Raw genomic sequence first — 18,078 nt, 5'->3', positions numbered from 1 at the left:
GAATCATCAATGACAGCTAACTATATCGCGGCAGGTTATGTCGGAGATTCATGGCTTCCGAAATTAACGGAAGAAAACGCATTAAAACTAACCCATATTAACATCGCATTCGGCCATGTTGTGAACGATGGGATTTCAATTGCTCACTTGAAGCATCTGGGCAGTTTGCCAACGCTCAAAGCCTATAATCCGGATTTATCGATCTTGTTGTCCGTCGGCGGATGGAGTGCAGGCGGGTTCTCTGAAGCGGCTTCCACGCCGGAGGGGAGAAAACGGATGGCAGACACAGCCGTGGACATATTGCGGCAGCATCCAATCGACGGCATTGATCTGGATTGGGAATACCCTTGTTACGGCGTAGCGGGGATTGTTTCGAGCCCAGCGGACAAAACGAATTTCACGCTGCTCTTGAAAGAACTTAGAGAAGCGTTCGACCAATTAGGGTCTGAGACGAAGCGGCATTACTTGCTGACCATCGCAGCCGGGGCCGATCAGTACTACATCGACGGAACCGAAATGGACCAGGTTCAGCGTTATTTGGATTTTGTGCAATTGATGACCTACGACATGCGCGGCGGATTTCAAACCTTGACCGGTCACCATACGAACCTGCATACATCGACAGGTGATTTGTTCCGCATCAGCGTTGAGGCATCTGTTCGGTTGTTCCTTGCAGCCGGTGTGCCTCGCGAGAAGATCGTCATTGGCGCGGCTTTCTATTCACGGATGTGGAAGGATGTTCCGGACGTCAATCATGGCTTCCTTCAGATGACCGCCGGAGCGGGCGGCTACGGTCCGGATTTCACACGTTTAGCTGCAGACTACATCGAGAAGAACGGGTACGTTCGTCACTGGGATGATGAAGCGAAGGCGCCATTCTTGTATAATGGCAATCAATTTATTTCGTACGAGGATGAGGAATCGCTGCACCATAAATGCCAATTTGTTAAGCATGAAGAACTGGCAGGTGTGATGTTCTGGGAGTACTGCTGCGATACTACTTTCCGGTTGTTGGACGCGATTCACAAGGGCTTAGGAAACAGTAGTGCTGTGGCCAAATAGTGCGAATGCATATTCATGTTTGACACTGTGATTCTATTCGTGGTAAAGTGTTTTTACTGCTTCAAACGATAGATTGAAACAGGAACTGCCAGATGCGGTCGTGGCGGAATTGGCAGACGCGCTAGATTCAGGTTCTAGTGGTGTAACAGCCGTGGAGGTTCGAGTCCTCTCGACCGCACCAACCTTACAACGACAACCCTTCGATGAAGATCGAAGGGTTTATTTTTATTGGCCCCAATCACCCGGTTATTTTGACTTTATGTCGGGGCATTTATTAATGGCTTCTGAAGTGCGTCCACAATGGCTGCGATGATGCTTGTTGCTAAAAATACCCATTAGACGACATAATGATGTAGGTCCTGCCGCATCATCGCTGTCTGTAACTTGAGCAAGCACCCTCAAACTAACTATTCCTACTAAGATGAGGAAAATGACTGTAAAAGCACATTTCTTGATAATCTTCAAAGCTTTAAAAGATAATTCAGAGAAAGCATTGTTCTGTTCGATGTAGGTCAATAGTTTATAGGCTTGATACAACGCAACGGAAAACGCAATACAGAATCCGTATGCACATACTAAAAAGGGGATTAGAAAGCAAGCCGTATCCGGATGTACCCTTGCATCTTTAACGGCTATCCCAGGCAAGCGGATACACAAAACAAGCACTGCAATGCCTGCCAGTAAAATAATTGCCTTTTATAATTGTAATTGAAATATCCATTTCATTTCTACAAATAAAGAAAGTCAAGGAGAATGATGAGCGGTGTTGCCTACTTTGAAATTGACGAAAACTATGAACATGAAATCGTCAACGTGTACTTATACATAGCGTCTCAAATACAAGCTAAAACTGCCGGTTCCCAATGAACCCGGCAGTTTTTTTATAATTCGAATCATGGAACACAACTCGTCCACACCAAAGCAAAATCATTTTCATAGAATAGTGTATCTGGTAGGAAAGGAGTTGATTATTCATGGTGAAAATCATTGATTATAACGTAAGTGTACCGGCAGTCGTTACGAACCAAGTGCATATTCCGGTACCGCAAACACCTGCCAAAACCATATTGGCTGAGCTGGGTATCTTCATCCCGCATGAAAACCATAACAATCGCGTTGAACTGATTGCTACAATCGGCGCATCCGGCACTTCTAGTGTTGTAGATGTCTTGTTCCGTGTTTTCCGCGGCACGCAAGAAATCTACTATGCATTGCAAGGCCTTGAGACAGGATTTGAGCATTACGGTGTGGTAACGTTACAAGTCATCGACATCAATGTGCCAACCGGCGCACATGGCTATTCGCTTTATGTGGAGAAGCTTAACGCGGGCGGCGAAGCTGCCGTCATTGGCCCAATTAATCTCAGCGCAACCGTTTATGCGGTTTAATAAACGAAGTTGAGTATGCTTGAAGGACGAGGACAACCTCGTCTTTCTTGTTTCCATTACATACATTTCCCATCATTTACAAACAATGATGGTATGGTAATTACCTTTATGAACAGAAGGAGTAGTATAAAGATGCAACATAAAACTGTGCTAGCGGGTATCATCACGGCCGCTGCGTTACTTCTGGCCCCGAATACCGGGTTAACGGCGGGAGCTGTCACGAAACAATCAGAGATCAAGGGACATCGCCAGGTAGCGATTGTCATCGATGATTTCGGCAACGGCATGACAGGCACGCCGGAGATGATGGAGCTACCGGTACGATTTACCGTTGCCGTAATGCCGTTCATGCCGACAACGAAACAAGATGCGGAGCTTGCGTTCAAACGGGGCGATGACGTTATCGTCCATATGCCGATGGAGCCGGTTCGCGGCAAGCCGGAGTGGCTGGGGCCTGGCGCGATTACGACAAGCATGAGCGATGCTGAAATTAGCAAACGGGTAGAGGAAGCCATTGCAGCCGTCCCGCATGCCGTAGGCATGAACAACCATATGGGTTCTAAAGTTACGGCGGATGAGCGTGTTATGCGAGCGGTGCTGTCCGTCGTCAAGAAACACGGGATGTTCTTCTTGGATAGCAGAACGACCTATAAGACCGTTTTGCCTAAATTGACGGCAGAGCTCGGTGTTCCGCTGCTATCCAATCAAGTTTTCCTTGACGATGTGTACACGACGACTCATATCTCCAAGCAGGTCGGCGTGCTTAAGAAATATCTGGAGACCAATGACAGCTGCGTCATTATCGGGCATGTCGGACCTCCGGGTAAACTGACAGCCGCGGTGCTCAAAGACGCCATTCCGCGGCTGCAGTCAACGACCAGCTTCGTCAAACTATCCGAAATGGTCGTGCCTTCAGCGGAGAAGGATATAATTCCGCACTCCTGAAGAAATCGCCTCGGCCAGTTGGAGCTGCTTGCGAGGATTCAACAGCATCGTCCGGTCGCCTTCGTGGCTTAGAAAACCCATCTCGACGATAACGGCAGGCTGCTTCACGACATTAAGCAAATAAAACGGCGAACCTACGCGGGGGAGTTGGTGCGTATTATGCTTGCGATTCAGTGCATCTTGGATGCAGAACGCGAGCAGCGCGCTTTCTCCCTCGTTTTGATGGAGGACGAGCGGACCGTGTTCCGTTTTGTCCGGCGCCCAATTCACATGGATGCTCACGAGAATCTTCGTCTGAATTTCTTTTGTCAGCTGGCTGCGCTGAGACAAATCCCTCCGATGCCGGGAACCGGAAGGATTCCAGCGGTTATCGTCGCTTAGTGCATAATCGGCATCGCGATTAAGGATGGCTCGGATGCCATTGGCGCTTAACAGCAAGTACAGTTTCTTGGCTACGGCTAAGTTAATATCTTTCTCCAGAATATCCTCATGGTGCGCACCGCCGTCGATTCCTCCATGACCGACATCGATCAGGACTTCTGCAGTGGGAAGCGCGCGTTGATAGCTTGGCGGAGCTTCTGCTTGCAGATGGATATCGTTCGTAGGCGCATCCAGCGGATAGGCTGCCAGTATATCGGTCGAACCTAATGTAAACGAGCCAAATAAAACAGAACAGAACATCAGGAACAATCGAGTCTTTACTCGTCCAGATCGATACTCCAGCATGCTGTACCCTACCTCCAATTCCATAATGGCTATCGTTAGCGTGGCACAGACCAAGGAAACTCATTCATGTTTGAAGTAAATGATTAACGGGGACACTGTAGGTACACTAGAATTTAACGAGGAGATGAAGGACATGGCTGTTGAGAAACCCGAAGAGTACATTAAGTTCATGACCGGTAAAATGATCGAGATCATTGACACGCCGCAGGAAGCGCGGAAGGAAAGACGCAAACAAGCCAAAGCTGCAAGAGAGCCTTGGCTGACACGCTGGTTTGGTATGGGAGGATTAGGCGTCATGCAGCTGATCCGTTCTAAACCTCGAGAAGAGGGCTAACGATCCGGCCCCATCAATTATAGAAGTGGCCTTCTTGATTAAGCAGGTCGACCGGGATATATCGGGTGCCTACGGAGTCGAAAGCGACAAACAAGCTTTGATTATCCCAGCTATGGTACCCGATTGCCGGATACACGAACAATACCGTATCTCGAAACAGCTCTGCAGTGAACCGAATTTGATTGCGCTGGTCAAGCAAATCAGGCAAATGCTTGATTTGCTCCTTGGACAAAGGTGCTTTAGTCAGCCAAGGCAGCCGTTCATAAGGATCGAACGCTTGGTTCGCTTTAGCAGCAGACAGTTTCGTAAGGTGAACTGCGCCGGTAGACGCCTTTGCCGTCGCCGCACTTAATGCAGGCTTGTCCGCGATCGCAGCGAGTGCCTTGGTTTGCTCCTGCCACAACTGATCTGTAATGGGCAAGGCTTCTCCGGTCCAGGCATCCAAATAATAGGTTTCCTGATTAGACGCCACATATTTCCAAACTGCAAGTACAGGCGATACGTAGAGCCGTTCCAAGTGGAGCGGTTTTTTTATGGCTTCCGCGAAGGTGGTGAACAACCCTTGCCGCACCATGGAGCTGTACAACGTATTCGGGTCGAAAGCAGGGTGTGAGCCTGTCCCGTATTCCCCTAGGACGAAACCTCCTTCTGCGGTTGCATGAACAATCATATACCCGACGGGCAGACGATCCAGTCGAAATGTAACCAGCCAACCATGCGTACCCGGTCCGAGGGGAATAATGGTGGCCGCAGCGTTTTTCCAAGATTGAAATTTGGGCTGATCCGACAGCGCATCCGCCCAAGTTTGAACTTGCTGCTCGAGCTTGGAGGCATGCTGTACGCTTGGGGCTGTTGTGAAAGAAAGCGATGCTGCGGAGACCTGCGTGCTCGTCAAGAGGAAAGCGGCTGCTATGGCAAAAAGCGATAACCACCATCTGCATCTGTGCATCATCTGCATCACCTGCTGCTTCCTGTAGAATGGGAAAGCCGATTCACCGTCATTGTACCTTCCTGCAGTTGAAAAGGATGTAGGAACGTGTCAGGGGATTGGGACAAGCTCCGTTCTATTTTTGCCGGATAAAGAGAGATCTTGTTAGCCAATGCCCTGAAGATAGAAAATACCGCAGTTAATGGCAGAAGCCGTGACGCGAGGCTCATATTGCCAGCGGATTTCTTCTTGCCTGCGTTCGAACTGTTCCGTGATAAGCTGCTTATTCTCCTCTTCGGCCGAAGCCAGAAGAGGCTCGTAATAATGTTTGATGGTCGACAGCTCATCAGCTAATCGTTCAGCTGCTGCTTGTGCCCAAGAGTAGTCGTAGCTTCGAAGCTTACGCTCCAAGGTTTGTTCTGCAATGGTAGCCGCCTTATTCAGAGAAAGCGCGTTTTTGGCCGTATGCACGTTAGGCGGCAGCTTAGGGGTCATGCGATGTGTCAGCAGCCGATCATGAAATTGCTCGATGCATTGTCCCGTCGCAAGCGAAACGCCGAAGGAATGGATTTCCTCGCGTTTCATGTCGCAGGCGAACTCTACTTTCATATTAACCCCAAGCCACGCGCTGTAAGCAGTGGAGTGAAGCGGGTGGGCGCTTCGTTTCTCCGGTTCTTGAAACAAACAGAGGTAGCTTCCGCCGCTGCGAGCAGACTCGAAAAGCTGATTCAGCCGGCGGGAGCCATAGTACAAATCCTCGCGCGGAACGCGGATATTCGTATTCAGCGTGCCATGAATATGGCCGAAGGAGCGGCTTAATGCCGCATCTGCCGCAGCGTTCGCGGCATTGGGGGCAGGAGGAGGCGGTACCGCTGCCTGCGCCTGCTCATATTTCTGCTTATCGGTAACGAACAGCATGGACATCGTTTCCGGATCGGCGCCTGTGCGGTCGACGAAGCTCCAGTAGTATGGCCGATTTGTCAGATCACGATCAGCGCGAGGCGACAGTTTGACTTGAAAATGGGCCGGCGATTTCTCGATAATTTGACAGTTGGTCGTCTCCAGATAGCGTTGAATAAACTTATGGATTTGACGTTCGTTCATGGTCTCACCTCAATCGTCTGTCCTACGGCGTTCATGACGGCATTAATCGCCCCCATATCCATGGGCTCTTCCAATTCAACTTCGTCCCGAATACGGCTAAGTGAATTGCCAAGCTCGTCGATCTGCATGCGGAGTTTATCTTGGTTGCCGCCGGATTCCAGCATTAAACGGGCAAGCCGCTGTTCCAGCGTTTCGCTCTTCTCGAACCGCTCCAGAATATGATCCAGCTCTCCGATTACGAGCTCGAACAGATTGATTTTCTCATGCAGCAAACTGACGATATGTTCTTCAATTGTACCGATCGTACAAAGGTTATAGATGCGTACGTCGCTCGTTTGCCCGAGTCGATGAACACGGCCGATCCGCTGTTCGACCCGCATAGGGTTCCAAGGCAGATCGAAATTGATCATATGGTGGCAGAACTGCAGGTTGATGCCTTCACCGCCGGCCTCCGTTGCGATCAGCACCTGCGCGCGTCCGCGGAACAGATCCATCATCCAATCTTTCTTGCCGCGGTTCATCCCGCCTCGGTAGGGGACGGCGACCATATTATTGGAGCGGAAATATTGAAGCAGATATTCCTGCGTAGCCCGGTACTCCGTGAATATGATCACTTTATCGTTCATCTCGCGTACGAGCTCCATCGTTTTCTCTGCTTTGGTGTTGGCGTTGATGCCGCGGATGACCTCAACCAGCTCCCAAATTTTCGGGCGCAGCGGAGAGTCTTCAGCCGTCTTCTTGAACATATTGACGAGCGTAAGGAACACGGCATCGCGGCTGCTGCAAACCTCTCGTTGCAGCGTAACGAGGGAGAGGAGGCTGGACCAATCGCCTTGGCTCTCATCGACGCGATCGCGCACGAATTTGGTTACCGCATCATATAAGGCTTGCTCCTCCGCAGAGAGCGAAAGCGGGATGTTCTTCACGATTCGTTTCGTGAATTGGATGCCGCCGTCTCCGCGGCGATTCCGAATCATGACGGAGGATAACGCTTCATGCAGCTGCTCCTCGTTCTTCGGCAACCGCTTGTCCACGACGAAGTTGGCGGCAAACTCGCTCTGACCGCCTAATTGTCCCGGCTTAAGCAGGGTAATTAAGTTATACAGCTCGTCCAGATCATTCTGAACCGGCGTCGCAGTAAGCAGGAGGCAGTACTTCTTACGCAGCAGGTTCACGAATTGATAGTTGGTTGTTTTCTTGTTCTTCAGCTTGTGTGCCTCGTCGATGATGATCATATCGTAATCTTGTCCGAGCAGCTTCTCGCGATGCGGCTCGCGTTTCGCGGTATCCATAGATGCGACGACGACATCATAGGCCCAAGAGTGATCCTTCTTCTGCGCAACCGCAGAGATGCCGAACTTGGTGTTCAGCTCCCGCACCCATTGCAGCACAAGGGAGGCCGGAACCAAAATGAGCGCGCGCTTCACAAGCCCGCGTACCATATATTCTTTCAGCACTAAGCCGGCTTCGATTGTTTTGCCTAGACCGACCTCATCGGCGAGGATGGCGCGGCCGCTCATTTCATGCAGCACTTTGCGAGCTGTGCTGATTTGATGCGGCATCGGCTCGAAGGAAGGGAGGCTGCGCAAGCATTGCAAATCATCGAAGCTCTCAACCAGCTTCGATTGTTCGGCTTCAATAGCCAATTGGTACATCGTCCACTCGTCCCAAGGACCGTTACGGTCGACGCGTTCTTGCAATTGATGAAGCCATGTGCGATCAAATTGCAAATCTACGCTCGGGTGCAGCTTGCGTTTTACGGCAGAAGCTGAGCCCGGGCTTGAAGCGGGGCCTGAAAGATTTTCTCCGGTTACGGGATCATAGTTCGATTGCATAGGTTGGAGGAGCTCCTTTCTCTGACCGATCGGAAAGCATCGACTTACGGACTTGCAAAATGGTTATCCTTCGTAGGTAGTAGTATTTCCTTGCAGCTGCATTTTCATAAGATAAAGCATGAAAAAGGTCGAAAAAGCTGTGAAACCTAAAAAAGAGAAGCCATATGACATGGCTTCTCTGAACATTCGAAGGGTGAATCGAGCTTATTGGGATTGTTCCTTTTGAATTTTACCGGGATTGTTAATCTTGTAGGCAACGGGATGTTTCGTTAATTTCTTGGCCACGATTTTACATTCGAACGTGATCGTATCCCCGATGGCCAGTTCCAGCTTCTTCAGCGTATTGCTGTGACTCGACCAAGCTGCGCCAAGTTCCAGAGCCGGCTCTTCAACGGATACTTCCTCATAGATGACCACCTCATCATCCGTATCGGAGAAGTTGTTCGGAACGGTGGTGAACTCCTTGACCGTTGCTCTCATCTTCACCTTCTCTTCAGGCAGTTCCAGCTTCGGCGCTTTCTCTTTCTTCGCTTTCTTGGCAGGCTTCTCTTCAGGCTTCGCGGTTGACGCATCGACAGCCGGCTCTTCAATTGCCGAGGCGGCGGCGACCGTTGCCGAAATCGCTTCTAACGGTTCTGCCGACTCTGCTTCGACCGTCTGAGCGCTGACGGCTGCTGCATCTTCCGTTTCACCGGCTTCGTCCTCAGTCGCTGCCGCTTGTCTTTGTCCGAAGCTTGCCGTTTGCATTTCCTTCAAGTAGGAAGGGTGAATGCAGTGCTGTTTGTCATCAAGCTCTAAGACGGCTGTCATTTTATCGACGTAACCGACAATAGAACAAACGGTATGAACGCCGTTGTTTTTGTAGATAAACGTTTTTGATTTGGAAGCTTTCTCGGAGAGAAGGCCCCATTCTTTCAATTTCTGTATTTGCTCTTCTTCATTCTCGAAGGGAGTATATGTAGCTGGCGCGATCAGTTGTGCCATTTGTTCTCCGCCTTTCTTAGTGGATGCTTGTCTCATTTTAACATTTTTTTAGTGTAGGATGAAGTAAAGAAGTGTTGAATAATTAAACAATAGTATGTATATTTATACTTAATTTCTAATGAGAGGGGCTTGCTGACCTATGGATAAAATGCTAGAAGAATTGACGCTGAACGCATGGCCGTCCCTGCAGACGGTCGTTTATGACGGATGGGTGCTCCGGTTTGCTGCGGGTTATACGAAACGGTCCAATTCCGTGAGCGCGCTATACTCCGCCAACGATCATCATTTAGAAGAACGATTTGCAGCATGCGAAGCGATGTATAACGAAGCGGACCTGGATACGATTTTCAAAATCACGCCTTTCGCTCCTCCGGATCTGGATCAAACCCTGGATCAGCGCGGGTATGCCATCGCAGACCCATCCCGTGTTATGATAATAGAAAGCTTAGCCGGCGTGCCGGCACCGGAGCTGCATGGCATGAAGATAGAAGACGCGATGAGCGAATCGTGGCTCGATACGATGTGCGAGATGAATCGGATAACAGGAACAAACAAGCAGCTTGCAGCTCAAATCATAACAAGCACGAAACCGAAGCAAGGTTACTTCACATTAGCGGTAAACGATGAGCCCGTCGCATGCGGACTGGGCGTAGTAGAACGAGGTTACATAGGGTTGTATGATATTGTTACGGCGGAAGCGCATCGCAATCGGGGACATGGGGAGCAGCTGATTCGTCATATGCTTCATTGGGCGAGAGAGAATGGCGCCGAGAAGGGGTATTTGCTTGTTGTTCAAAGCAATGCAGCTGCGAACCGGCTGTATCGGAAGCTGAATTATCGAGAGAGTTATCCCTATTGGTATCGAGTGAAGAAACGGTAAGCTATGTTGAGGTGGGAGCTAATGACGATTCAATTGCGTGGGCATCATTTATTATGTTTATTAGGTTTTCGGGGCATGGGGTATTCTGCGGACTTCTCTGCGAATATGACGATTGTATACAACAAACTGCGAGATGAGCCGGCGTCTCGGATTACCATTGTCAGAGGTCCTGATGATTTATGCGCGTGTTTTCCATCCGATGTGGAGCCGCACTGCCATCATGTTTCCGTAGCGCAGCATGATGAGCGGATCTTACAAAAACTCGGGTTTGATTATGGTATGGAGCTGCTCTGGTCAGACGTTATTGAACGGGTAAGGACGAACGTAGTCCCTGAAGATATACATACGTTGTGTTACACCTGCCAGTGGCGGAGCTACGGCGTCTGCGAAGCAGGCGTTCGGATCATAAAACAAGGGGAGTGGCTTCCACCGCTTCCGCCAAAATGAATCCACCTGCAACGGCACCGTGCTAGATGCCGCTAGGTGGATTTTTTTTCAGGTTAAAGGCAGCATCGACAGAAATCGGTTGGAGGCTGCCGACAGCGGAACGCCTCGCAAGGTAGCGATTCCGATATATCGCTCCGGAAGCGGTGGCTGGAGCGGGATTTCCACCAGCTCGCCTGCGGCCAATTCATGCTCGATATAGTTGCGGATGACGAAGGCAAGTCCGAACCCTCGGATCGCGAATTGCAAGAGCAGGTCAATACTGCCAAGCTCAAGCTCCGGCTGCAGCCGGATGCCTTGCGCAGCCGCCCATTCGCTGAGGTGGTGTCTGGTGCTGCCGCCGGGCTCTAACATTAACAACGGATACCGATGCATCTCCTGTGCATCCAGCGGCCCCGAGCCTGCTAAATCCGCGTATTTCTTGCTGCCTACCAAACAATCCTGCTGAGGAAGGCTTCGCTTAATGTCGATTTTGGCGTTGCCTGCCGGTAGATTAATAATGCCGAAATCGATCTTGCCATCGGTTAACAGCCCAATCGTTTCCGGAGTCGTCCGATTGGTGACATGGATGCGTATCTGGGGATATTGTTGATGAAACTGCTCCAAATAAGGCATTAAGTAATGCTTGCATAACGTATCGCTCGCCCCGATTCGTATTTCTCCGCTCTCCAGGTTATGCATCTCCGCGATCCGTTTCTCGCCGGATTCAATGAAGCTGAACGCCTGCTCGATATAACGAAATAACACTTCGCCCTCCGCTGTCAATACAACGCCTTTAGCAGAGCGGAAGAAGAGCTGTCCGCCCAGTGCGCCTTCCAGCTGTTTTAAAATATGGCTGACTGCGGGCTGCGTAATATGCAGCTTTTCCGCGGCGCGCGACAGACTGCCTGTCTTGGCTGTCCAATAGAAGCTGCGATACCATTCTGAATTAATCGTCATTAGTTCTCCTAATATCTGATATTAGCAATATCAATTATTTTGATGTCGATAGTTTCATTATAATCAAATTAGCAAGGAAGGAACAACAATTGGGAGGCGTGGCTTTATGACGGTAACGGCCATTGTAGGCGCGAATTGGGGAGATGAAGGCAAAGGAAAGCTGACGGATGTATTAGCTGCACAGTCTTCTTATGTCGTGCGGTTTCAAGGAGGCAGCAACGCAGGTCATACGATCATTAACAACTATGGGAAGTTCGCATTACACATGCTGCCCTCCGGGGTATTTTATCCCAATGTAACGAATGTGATTGGTCCGGGTACGGCTGTTGACGTGAGGATGCTGCTGCGAGAAATCGAAGAGCTGCAAGCTCGCGGCGTGCCGAAACCGAAGGTGGTCGTTTCGGAGCGTGCGCAGGTTGTGGTGCCTATCCATGTTCGCTTTGATGAGCTGGAGGAAGATCGGCTTGCCGAGCGCAGCTTTGGGTCGACCAAACGCGGAATCGCACCCTTCTATGCGGATAAATATGCGAAGCTGGGTATTCAAGCGTCGGAGCTGTTCGATAAAGAGCGTCTGTATCGACGCTTGGATCAGATGCTCGCAGCGAAGAACGTGACGCTGCAGCACTTGTATGGGGAAAGCCCTGTGAGCGCTGACGATTATATCTCGGAGCTCGTGGCGTATGGGGAACAGCTTCGTCCTTACTTGGCGGACACGACAAGTCTGCTGCATGAAGCATGGATGAGAGGCGAGTCCATTCTGGTTGAAGGCCAGCTTGGCGCCCTCCGCGATCCCGATCACGGCATTTATCCTTACTCGACTTCCTCTTCGACTTTATCCGGATTTGCGGCTGTAGGGGCCGGAATTCCGCCTTATGCCATTGGCCATGTCATTGCGGTTACTAAAGCTTACTCCAGCTGCGTAGGTGCCGGACCGTTTGTAGCTGAGTTAAGCGGCGAAATAGCACAGGAGCTTCGGTTGCGCGGCGGCGACGCAGGTGAGTTTGGCGCGACTACGGGGAGACCGAGACGAGTAGGCTGGTTCGACGCCGTTGCGACCAGATATGGCTGTATGGTGCAGGGTGCAACCGAAGTTGCACTAACCAACCTCGACGTGCTCGGCTACCTGGAACAAATTCCGGTCTGTACCGGTTATTTGCTGGCAGATGGATCGAAGACGGAGCGTTTTCCCGTTACGTCGCAGCTTGAACATGCGACACCGGTCTTAACCTCGCTGCCCGGCTGGAAGTGCGATATTTCAGAGGCGAGAACCTTTGAAGAGCTGCCGCTTGAAGCGCGGGAGTACGTTCTATTTGTCGAAGCTTCGATTGGCGTTCGGGTGTCGACGGTCTCCGTTGGGCCGCGCCGAGAACAGTTGGTTCATCGGTAAGCCGGCACCTTACGCCTAACGCAATCAACCCGGCATAGACTAGCTGCAGGAATACTCTTGTAGGAGTCGAAATAGGTTGAGAATAGACAATGAATCTTTTTGCAAGAAGTCGATTCTCATTTCTTTGGCGGGAGTGTGCATAGCGATTATGCGGGATTTCAAAGTGACAAGCCAGCAGAAAGCATTCTTCGACACGTTCGGGTATTTGGTGTTTCGGGGGTTGATGCAAGACCGCATCATGGAGATTACGGAAGAGTTTGACGCCGTATTTACGAAACATGGGGGCAACTTCGACGGGAAGCCGCATACGTTCAAGAAAACATCCACGATCGTTGCTTTTCTCGGCCACAGTGAGAAGCTGGCTTCGTTATTGGATGATCCGCGCATACACGCGATTTGTTCCGCGCTGCTCGGCGATGACTACAATTATTTAACGAGTGCAGGCAATAAATATGTCGGAGACACCGGCTGGCATTCTGACACTTCGATGGATAAGCAGTGGCCGGGGAATCTTAAGAGCCTTAACGTGTCCTTCTACTTAGATCCGGTAACGAAAGAAACCGGTGCGCTGCGCGTCATCCCGGGCAGCCATTATATCGGGGATCAGTTTACCGAAATTCTCAAAGAGCAAATTCATGCGGCTGATATGCAGGCACAGTGGGGCATTGACCGCGCGGACTTGCCGGCCGTGCCGCTCGATATTAGACCGGGGGACTTGCTTGTCTTCAATAACTATATGAAGCATGCTGCTTTTGGCGGAGGAAATAATCGACGCGTGCTGTTGATTAATTTCTCCAGACATTACACCGAAGAGCATATGGCCGAGCTGCATGAGTATGTGAGTACCTTTGCCCCTTATTGGGTGGAGGAGCTCCATGGCGAAGCCGTGCTGCGTAACGCAAGCAGCGAGCGGCTGCGCCATCTGCGTCAGATTCAAGAGAATCAAGCGCATTTGCCCGAGCTCGCGAGACAAGCGAAAGCAGCCGCAACCCGGTCATAGCCAACTCCTTAAAAACAGGCTTTTCCGACTTTGCCGGAAGAGCCTGTTTTGCGCTTCCGTACCTTGCGTTTGAATGTCATAAAGTGTAATATCTCCATTATTATGAACTATGGCAGAAGAGGGGAATGAAGAGGGACACATGGAAAGCAAAGCATCGATCGTCGCGATGTGGATCTCTCTGATCAGCAATGTGCTTCTGACCGGAATCAAGCTCATTGTCGGTATTTTGTTTCAGAGTCAGGTTCTCATTGCGGACGGTATTCACAATGCAGGCGACGTTATCGCCACTGCGACAGCGTACAGCTCCATGCGAGTGTCAGGCAAGCCGCCGGATGAGGATCATCCTTACGGACATGGCAAGGCTGAGGTGCTTGGAGCGGGAATCGTTGCTTTTATCTTAATTGCAGCAGCTTTATATATGGGGTATCATGCCGTTCTCACGTTCTTCGAGCCGCCGACGAAAGCGCATCTCATCGCGCTTGCAGCTGCCGTCGTTTCCTTGATCGCCAAGCAAATTCTATATATGTACACGATGCGCATCGGGAAGGAATCGAAGAGCAAAGCGATGCTCGCTACCGCGTACGACCACCTTGCAGATGTCTACGCCTCCCTGGCAGCAACGGTCGGGATCGGTCTTGGCTGGTTGGGCGAAAAAATGGATATTGGCTGGCTCAGCTACGGTGATCCCGCCGCAGGGGTTATCGTATCGCTCCTAGTATTGAAGCTCGGGGTTGATATGGCGCGCGAGACGGCCGACGTTCTGATGGACAAGAGTCTAAGCCCGGAAAAAATCGAGGATATAACGGAGCATTTGCGCGAAGTTCCCGAAGTGAAACGCATTGATCGGCTGCGTGCGAGGGAACACGGCCATTATGTTTTGGTCGATGCCAGAGTCGCGGTCCTCGGGACCCTTACCATACAAGAAGGTCATGATATTATCAGAACCATCAAGAAGAAATTGATGGACGCACATCCGGAGGTGGATGAAGTATTGGTTCACTTAAATCCTTGGTATGAGAACGATGATGGATAACTTGATTCGGTCTGGACGATAGCGTCCAGATCGTTTTTTATTATTTTGTGCAACCTTTCCGTAGGTAGGCACGTCTGGAGATCATGTAGGGCCTTACAACCAATAGAACAGATCGCGAAGGGAGCAAGAAATGATGAATAAGAAGAAAATCATCATTGTAGCCACGATAGCTGGGCTACTAGGTACGACAGCAGCAGTAGAGGCATCCGGTTTCATGAAGAAAGTGAATGGGTTCCTGCGCGGTGACATCGACGTTACGGTAGACGGAAAAGCGACTTCCTTAGAGCCTGTTTTCATTAATGGCCAAGCTTATCTTCCAGCACGTTCCGAAGCGGAAGCGCTTGGTTACGAGCTGCACTATAACGCAAGAAACAAAGTTCTGGAGATTACTTCCAAGGACCAACCGGAGGAAGGCGAGTCCAATTTGATTAATGTGTCCGGCATTATCGAAGATGTTCGTCCTACCAAAGACGGTTCCGTTCAAATCAGCGTACTTGGCAGAGGCCAAAACAATTGGATCGTACTTACTGTCGATAAAGAAACCGTACTTACGAATCAAGAAGGCAAATCATTTGCCGCTAAAGATTTGAAAGCAGGCTTGGAGCTTACAGCTGAATACGGCCCAATCGTCGCGATGAGCTACCCAGGTCAATCGCATGCCGTGAAGGTTGTAGTCGGTTCTGAACGTCTGGTTAAAACGGATGTTATTCAATCCGTTGAGAAAACAAGCGACGGCTGGCAAGTGAAATTTGGCGACGGTAAAGAAACTACGCTGGTTCTTAACTCCGGTAAAGAAACAACGATCCGCGATACCGAGCGTCAACCGATCGAATGGTCGGCTTTGAAAGCCGGCATGAAAGTTACGACTTACTACGGTCCTGCGACGACAAAGAGCATTCCGCCAATCAGCGCGCTTCACTTCCTGGTTGTGGCAGACCAATCCGCCGCCTTGTCCCCGGCACAAGTAACTGAATATCGCGAGCTTGCTTGGAAACAGCTTTCCGATGATCAGAAGAAACATGTGGTAACGAAGAAAGACGAAGCAGAAGTAACAATCGTACCTGCTTCCGACGCAGCGCTCTTCCCGCAAGATGACAAGAAGAAAGCATACGAGGATTATGTAGCTAAGAAAGGCAACGTTGTTCTTGTTACTTATAAAACAGACGACGACCAGCTTCTTGGGCCGCTTACACTGGGCTTTAGCTCCGATACCAAAGAATACTTCGGTAACCGTATTCGCAGATAGTTTGTCATCATAAAGAGGATTGTCCCAAAGTCATCGGAAGGTGACGGAGGGACAATCCTCTTTATTATCGAATATAAGAGAGGAAGATCTGGATGATTATTCATTAGGAGGAAGTTACTGCAATGCTGCAACGAATTTGGAAGTACAGGATGCATTATTTACTCGTAATCCCGCCGTTATTGCTCTGGTTTATTTTCAAAGGAATTCCGCACTTCATGACGCTGTACGGTTCATTCGTCGATTTTGTCATCTTTAAAGGGCTATTCAGCAGCGACTGGGTTGGGCTGGACAATTATCGTAACCTATTTAATCTGCCTGCGTTTACGTCTGTTCTCGGCAACACGTTAACGTTGAAGCTTCTTTATACGGCAGTCAGCGGCATCTTCGCACTGGGTGCAGCGCTCGCGCTTAGCGGTATAGGTATCCGCTGGCTCCGAGGCGGATTCGCCACCTTGTTTCTGATTCCTTACTTCATTCCATCGGCTGTTATCGTCTATGTTACGATGCTCGCTCTATCGCAAAGCCAATCTCCGTTTGGCATCAAAGCGATGCCGCTCGCACATTCGGAACTGTTTCCGATGGTACTAGTTGCGGCAGAAGTGTTTAAAACCTGCGGTATTCCCATCCTTATCGCGCTTACGGCGATTGGAGCGAGACAAGCGGCGATGGATAACAGAAGCATTCGGGTCCGCAGTACCTATTTGCAAGGCAACGTCATTCCGGCAATGAAGGCGGTTACCGCATTTATGCTGATGCAGCTCGGCTCGCTTCTGACAATGGATTCAGAGCTGCAGCGATTACTGGTCAATCCGCTCGTATTTGAGACCGGGGACACCTTGGATAGCTTCGGCTTCCGAACGGTGTTTATGAATGCCGAATACAATCTGGCCGGACCTCTGGCTGTTTTTCAGTTTATCGTTCAATTTACATGCTCTCTGCTAGCTTACTTTCTCATTAAAGGTCTGTTCGCGCGTGATTTGTTTACATCTACGGGCGGAACAGCTGCTATCCAATCTACCGGCAAAGGGAAAAATAGTACGGGCATCCTTATCAGCATTGTGTTATCCTTCGCCGTGTTGATTCTACTGTACTTGCTGTTCATTTATCCGTTTTCGTTCCAATTGTCCGGTTCCGCACTGCATACGCTGCTTTCTCCCTATCGGTATGCGGTTTACATGATCATGGACTTGGGGGCAGTCACGATCTTTATGATGATTACGGCTGCGCTTGCTTTTCCTTTAACCGTCAAGGGCTTGCCGGGCAGGGGGCTGTATAAGCTTTTGCTGCTGGCACTGCTGACTCTTAGCGGCTCAACGTTTCATGAATATTTGTTTTATCGGGATTTACATATGAGCAATACAATATTCCCGTTATTCTTGACAGGGTTTTACTCCATTCTGCCTATCTTCATCTTGAAGAGCATCTTTAACAGCAAATATAGCAGTCGCAGGGAAGAGGCAGCCGCGGCAGGTCGAGGAGAGACGTATATCTTCTTCTGCGTTTATATCCCTTCGATTTGGAAGCCGCTCCTTGCGCTTGGAGCCCTTCATTTCGTCATGCTGTGGAGCTCGTTCACGCAAGCCTTCATTCATCTCACGAATCCGCAGACATTTCCGCCGCTTATGACGTTTGTTAACGCGATGAATGAAATCGGCGAAGCCGGACCCGCGTATACGCAGGCTGATTTGCTGCTCTCCGGCGCCTTATTATCGCTGCCAACGCTGTTGATACTCCTGTTGATGCGCAAATGGCTGACAGGCGAAGTCATGGTATCTACAATGAAGAATCTTTAGCTTATAGAACAAACGACAAAAGCGTTCCAATCTGCAGCTTCAGATCTGCA

General features: G+C 50.1%; 17 protein-coding genes, 1 tRNA gene and 1 pseudogene. 12 read left to right on the top strand and 7 right to left on the bottom strand.

Annotation, left to right across the window (positions count from 1 at the left end; all coding sequences use genetic code 11):
* Positions 1-9: 9 nt before the first annotated feature.
* Entirely contained in the window at positions 10-1,062 is a 1,053-nt protein-coding gene (locus tag I8J30_RS00815; RefSeq protein WP_210654578.1) for a glycoside hydrolase family 18 protein, read from the top strand.
* 94 nt (positions 1,063-1,156) lie between these two features.
* Positions 1,157-1,243, top strand: a tRNA-Leu gene (locus tag I8J30_RS00810).
* A 76-nt stretch (positions 1,244-1,319) separates the two neighbouring features.
* Here the strand turns inward: I8J30_RS00810 and I8J30_RS00805 are convergent.
* Positions 1,320-1,752 (bottom strand): annotated as a pseudogene (locus tag I8J30_RS00805) (DUF2975 domain-containing protein).
* Between the two features lie 284 nt (positions 1,753-2,036).
* Between I8J30_RS00805 and I8J30_RS00800 the strand changes: the two are divergent.
* On the top strand, positions 2,037-2,450 hold the full coding sequence (locus tag I8J30_RS00800) for an exosporium protein C (RefSeq protein WP_210654577.1): 414 nt from the start codon (positions 2,037-2,039) through the stop codon (positions 2,448-2,450).
* A 132-nt stretch (positions 2,451-2,582) separates the two neighbouring features.
* On the top strand, positions 2,583-3,395 hold the full coding sequence (locus tag I8J30_RS00795) for a divergent polysaccharide deacetylase family protein (protein WP_240547724.1): 813 nt from the start codon (positions 2,583-2,585) through the stop codon (positions 3,393-3,395).
* Here I8J30_RS00795 and I8J30_RS00790 read toward each other — a convergent pair.
* Positions 3,363-4,121 carry an N-acetylmuramoyl-L-alanine amidase family protein gene (locus tag I8J30_RS00790; protein ID WP_240547723.1) on the bottom strand — a complete coding sequence of 253 codons (759 nt, stop codon included), beginning with the start codon at positions 4,119-4,121 and terminating at the stop codon, positions 3,363-3,365. The two genes, I8J30_RS00795 and I8J30_RS00790, sit on opposite strands and share 33 nt — an antisense overlap.
* Positions 4,122-4,254: 133 nt before the next feature.
* Between I8J30_RS00790 and I8J30_RS00785 the strand changes: the two genes are divergently transcribed.
* A complete protein-coding gene (locus I8J30_RS00785; RefSeq protein ID WP_210654573.1) occupies positions 4,255-4,455 on the top strand; it encodes a YqzE family protein in 201 nt (66 codons plus the stop codon).
* Between the two features lie 13 nt (positions 4,456-4,468).
* Here the strand turns inward: I8J30_RS00785 and I8J30_RS00780 are convergent, their stop codons facing one another.
* From I8J30_RS00780 to I8J30_RS00765, 4 genes are all read right to left on the bottom strand, one after another.
* On the bottom strand, positions 4,469-5,407 hold the full coding sequence (locus tag I8J30_RS00780) for a hypothetical protein (protein WP_210654571.1): 939 nt from the start codon (positions 5,405-5,407) through the stop codon (positions 4,469-4,471).
* A 141-nt stretch (positions 5,408-5,548) separates the two neighbouring features.
* Positions 5,549-6,487, bottom strand: coding sequence for a YqhG family protein (locus I8J30_RS00775; protein ID WP_210654569.1), 939 nt, complete (start codon positions 6,485-6,487; stop codon positions 5,549-5,551).
* On the bottom strand, positions 6,484-8,322 hold the full coding sequence (locus I8J30_RS00770; RefSeq protein WP_210654567.1) for a DEAD/DEAH box helicase: 1,839 nt from the start codon (positions 8,320-8,322) through the stop codon (positions 6,484-6,486). Before I8J30_RS00770 ends, I8J30_RS00775 begins: the two co-directional genes overlap by 4 nt.
* Before the next feature lie 204 nt (positions 8,323-8,526).
* Entirely contained in the window at positions 8,527-9,306 is a 780-nt protein-coding gene (locus tag I8J30_RS00765; RefSeq protein WP_210654565.1) for a hypothetical protein, read from the bottom strand.
* Positions 9,307-9,445: 139 nt separating this feature from the next.
* Here I8J30_RS00765 and I8J30_RS00760 point away from each other — a divergent pair, with 139 nt between their 5' ends.
* Both I8J30_RS00760 and I8J30_RS00755 read left to right on the top strand, forming a co-directional pair.
* A complete protein-coding gene (locus I8J30_RS00760; protein WP_210654563.1) occupies positions 9,446-10,186 on the top strand; it encodes a GNAT family N-acetyltransferase in 741 nt (246 codons plus the stop codon).
* 21 nt (positions 10,187-10,207) lie between these two features.
* Positions 10,208-10,633 carry a DUF1284 domain-containing protein gene (locus tag I8J30_RS00755; protein ID WP_210654561.1) on the top strand — a complete coding sequence of 142 codons (426 nt, stop codon included), beginning with the start codon at positions 10,208-10,210 and terminating at the stop codon, positions 10,631-10,633.
* A gap of 48 nt (positions 10,634-10,681) precedes the next feature.
* Here the strand turns inward: I8J30_RS00755 and I8J30_RS00750 are convergent, their stop codons facing one another.
* The gene (locus I8J30_RS00750) at positions 10,682-11,569 is read right to left on the bottom strand and encodes a LysR family transcriptional regulator (protein ID WP_210654558.1); all 888 of its coding nucleotides are present in this window, start codon (positions 11,567-11,569) and stop codon (positions 10,682-10,684) included.
* A gap of 106 nt (positions 11,570-11,675) precedes the next feature.
* Between I8J30_RS00750 and I8J30_RS00745 the strand changes: the two genes are divergently transcribed.
* The 5 genes from I8J30_RS00745 to I8J30_RS00725 all read left to right on the top strand — a co-directional run bounded on the left by I8J30_RS00745 (position 11,676) and on the right by I8J30_RS00725 (position 18,028).
* A complete protein-coding gene (locus I8J30_RS00745) occupies positions 11,676-12,956 on the top strand; it encodes an adenylosuccinate synthase (RefSeq protein ID WP_210654556.1) in 1,281 nt (426 codons plus the stop codon).
* Between the two features lie 76 nt (positions 12,957-13,032).
* Positions 13,033-13,956 (top strand): phytanoyl-CoA dioxygenase family protein, encoded by a 924-nt coding sequence (locus I8J30_RS00740; RefSeq protein WP_210654554.1) that lies wholly within the window; start codon positions 13,033-13,035, stop codon positions 13,954-13,956.
* A gap of 139 nt (positions 13,957-14,095) precedes the next feature.
* Positions 14,096-14,989 (top strand): cation diffusion facilitator family transporter, encoded by an 894-nt coding sequence (locus tag I8J30_RS00735; protein ID WP_210654552.1) that lies wholly within the window; start codon positions 14,096-14,098, stop codon positions 14,987-14,989.
* 130 nt (positions 14,990-15,119) lie between these two features.
* Positions 15,120-16,235, top strand: coding sequence for a hypothetical protein (locus I8J30_RS00730; protein WP_210654550.1), 1,116 nt, complete (start codon positions 15,120-15,122; stop codon positions 16,233-16,235).
* A gap of 122 nt (positions 16,236-16,357) precedes the next feature.
* Complete coding sequence (locus tag I8J30_RS00725; protein WP_210654548.1) at positions 16,358-18,028, top strand: hypothetical protein; 1,671 nt, start codon at positions 16,358-16,360, stop codon at positions 18,026-18,028.
* Positions 18,029-18,078: the final 50 nt, after the last annotated feature.

The organism is Paenibacillus lignilyticus (genome assembly GCF_017942085.1).
Classification (GTDB): domain Bacteria; phylum Bacillota; class Bacilli; order Paenibacillales; family Paenibacillaceae; genus Paenibacillus_Z; species Paenibacillus_Z lignilyticus.
The sequence above is the reverse complement of the archived record's forward strand: the minus strand, read 5'-3'. Positions and strand labels throughout refer to the sequence as shown.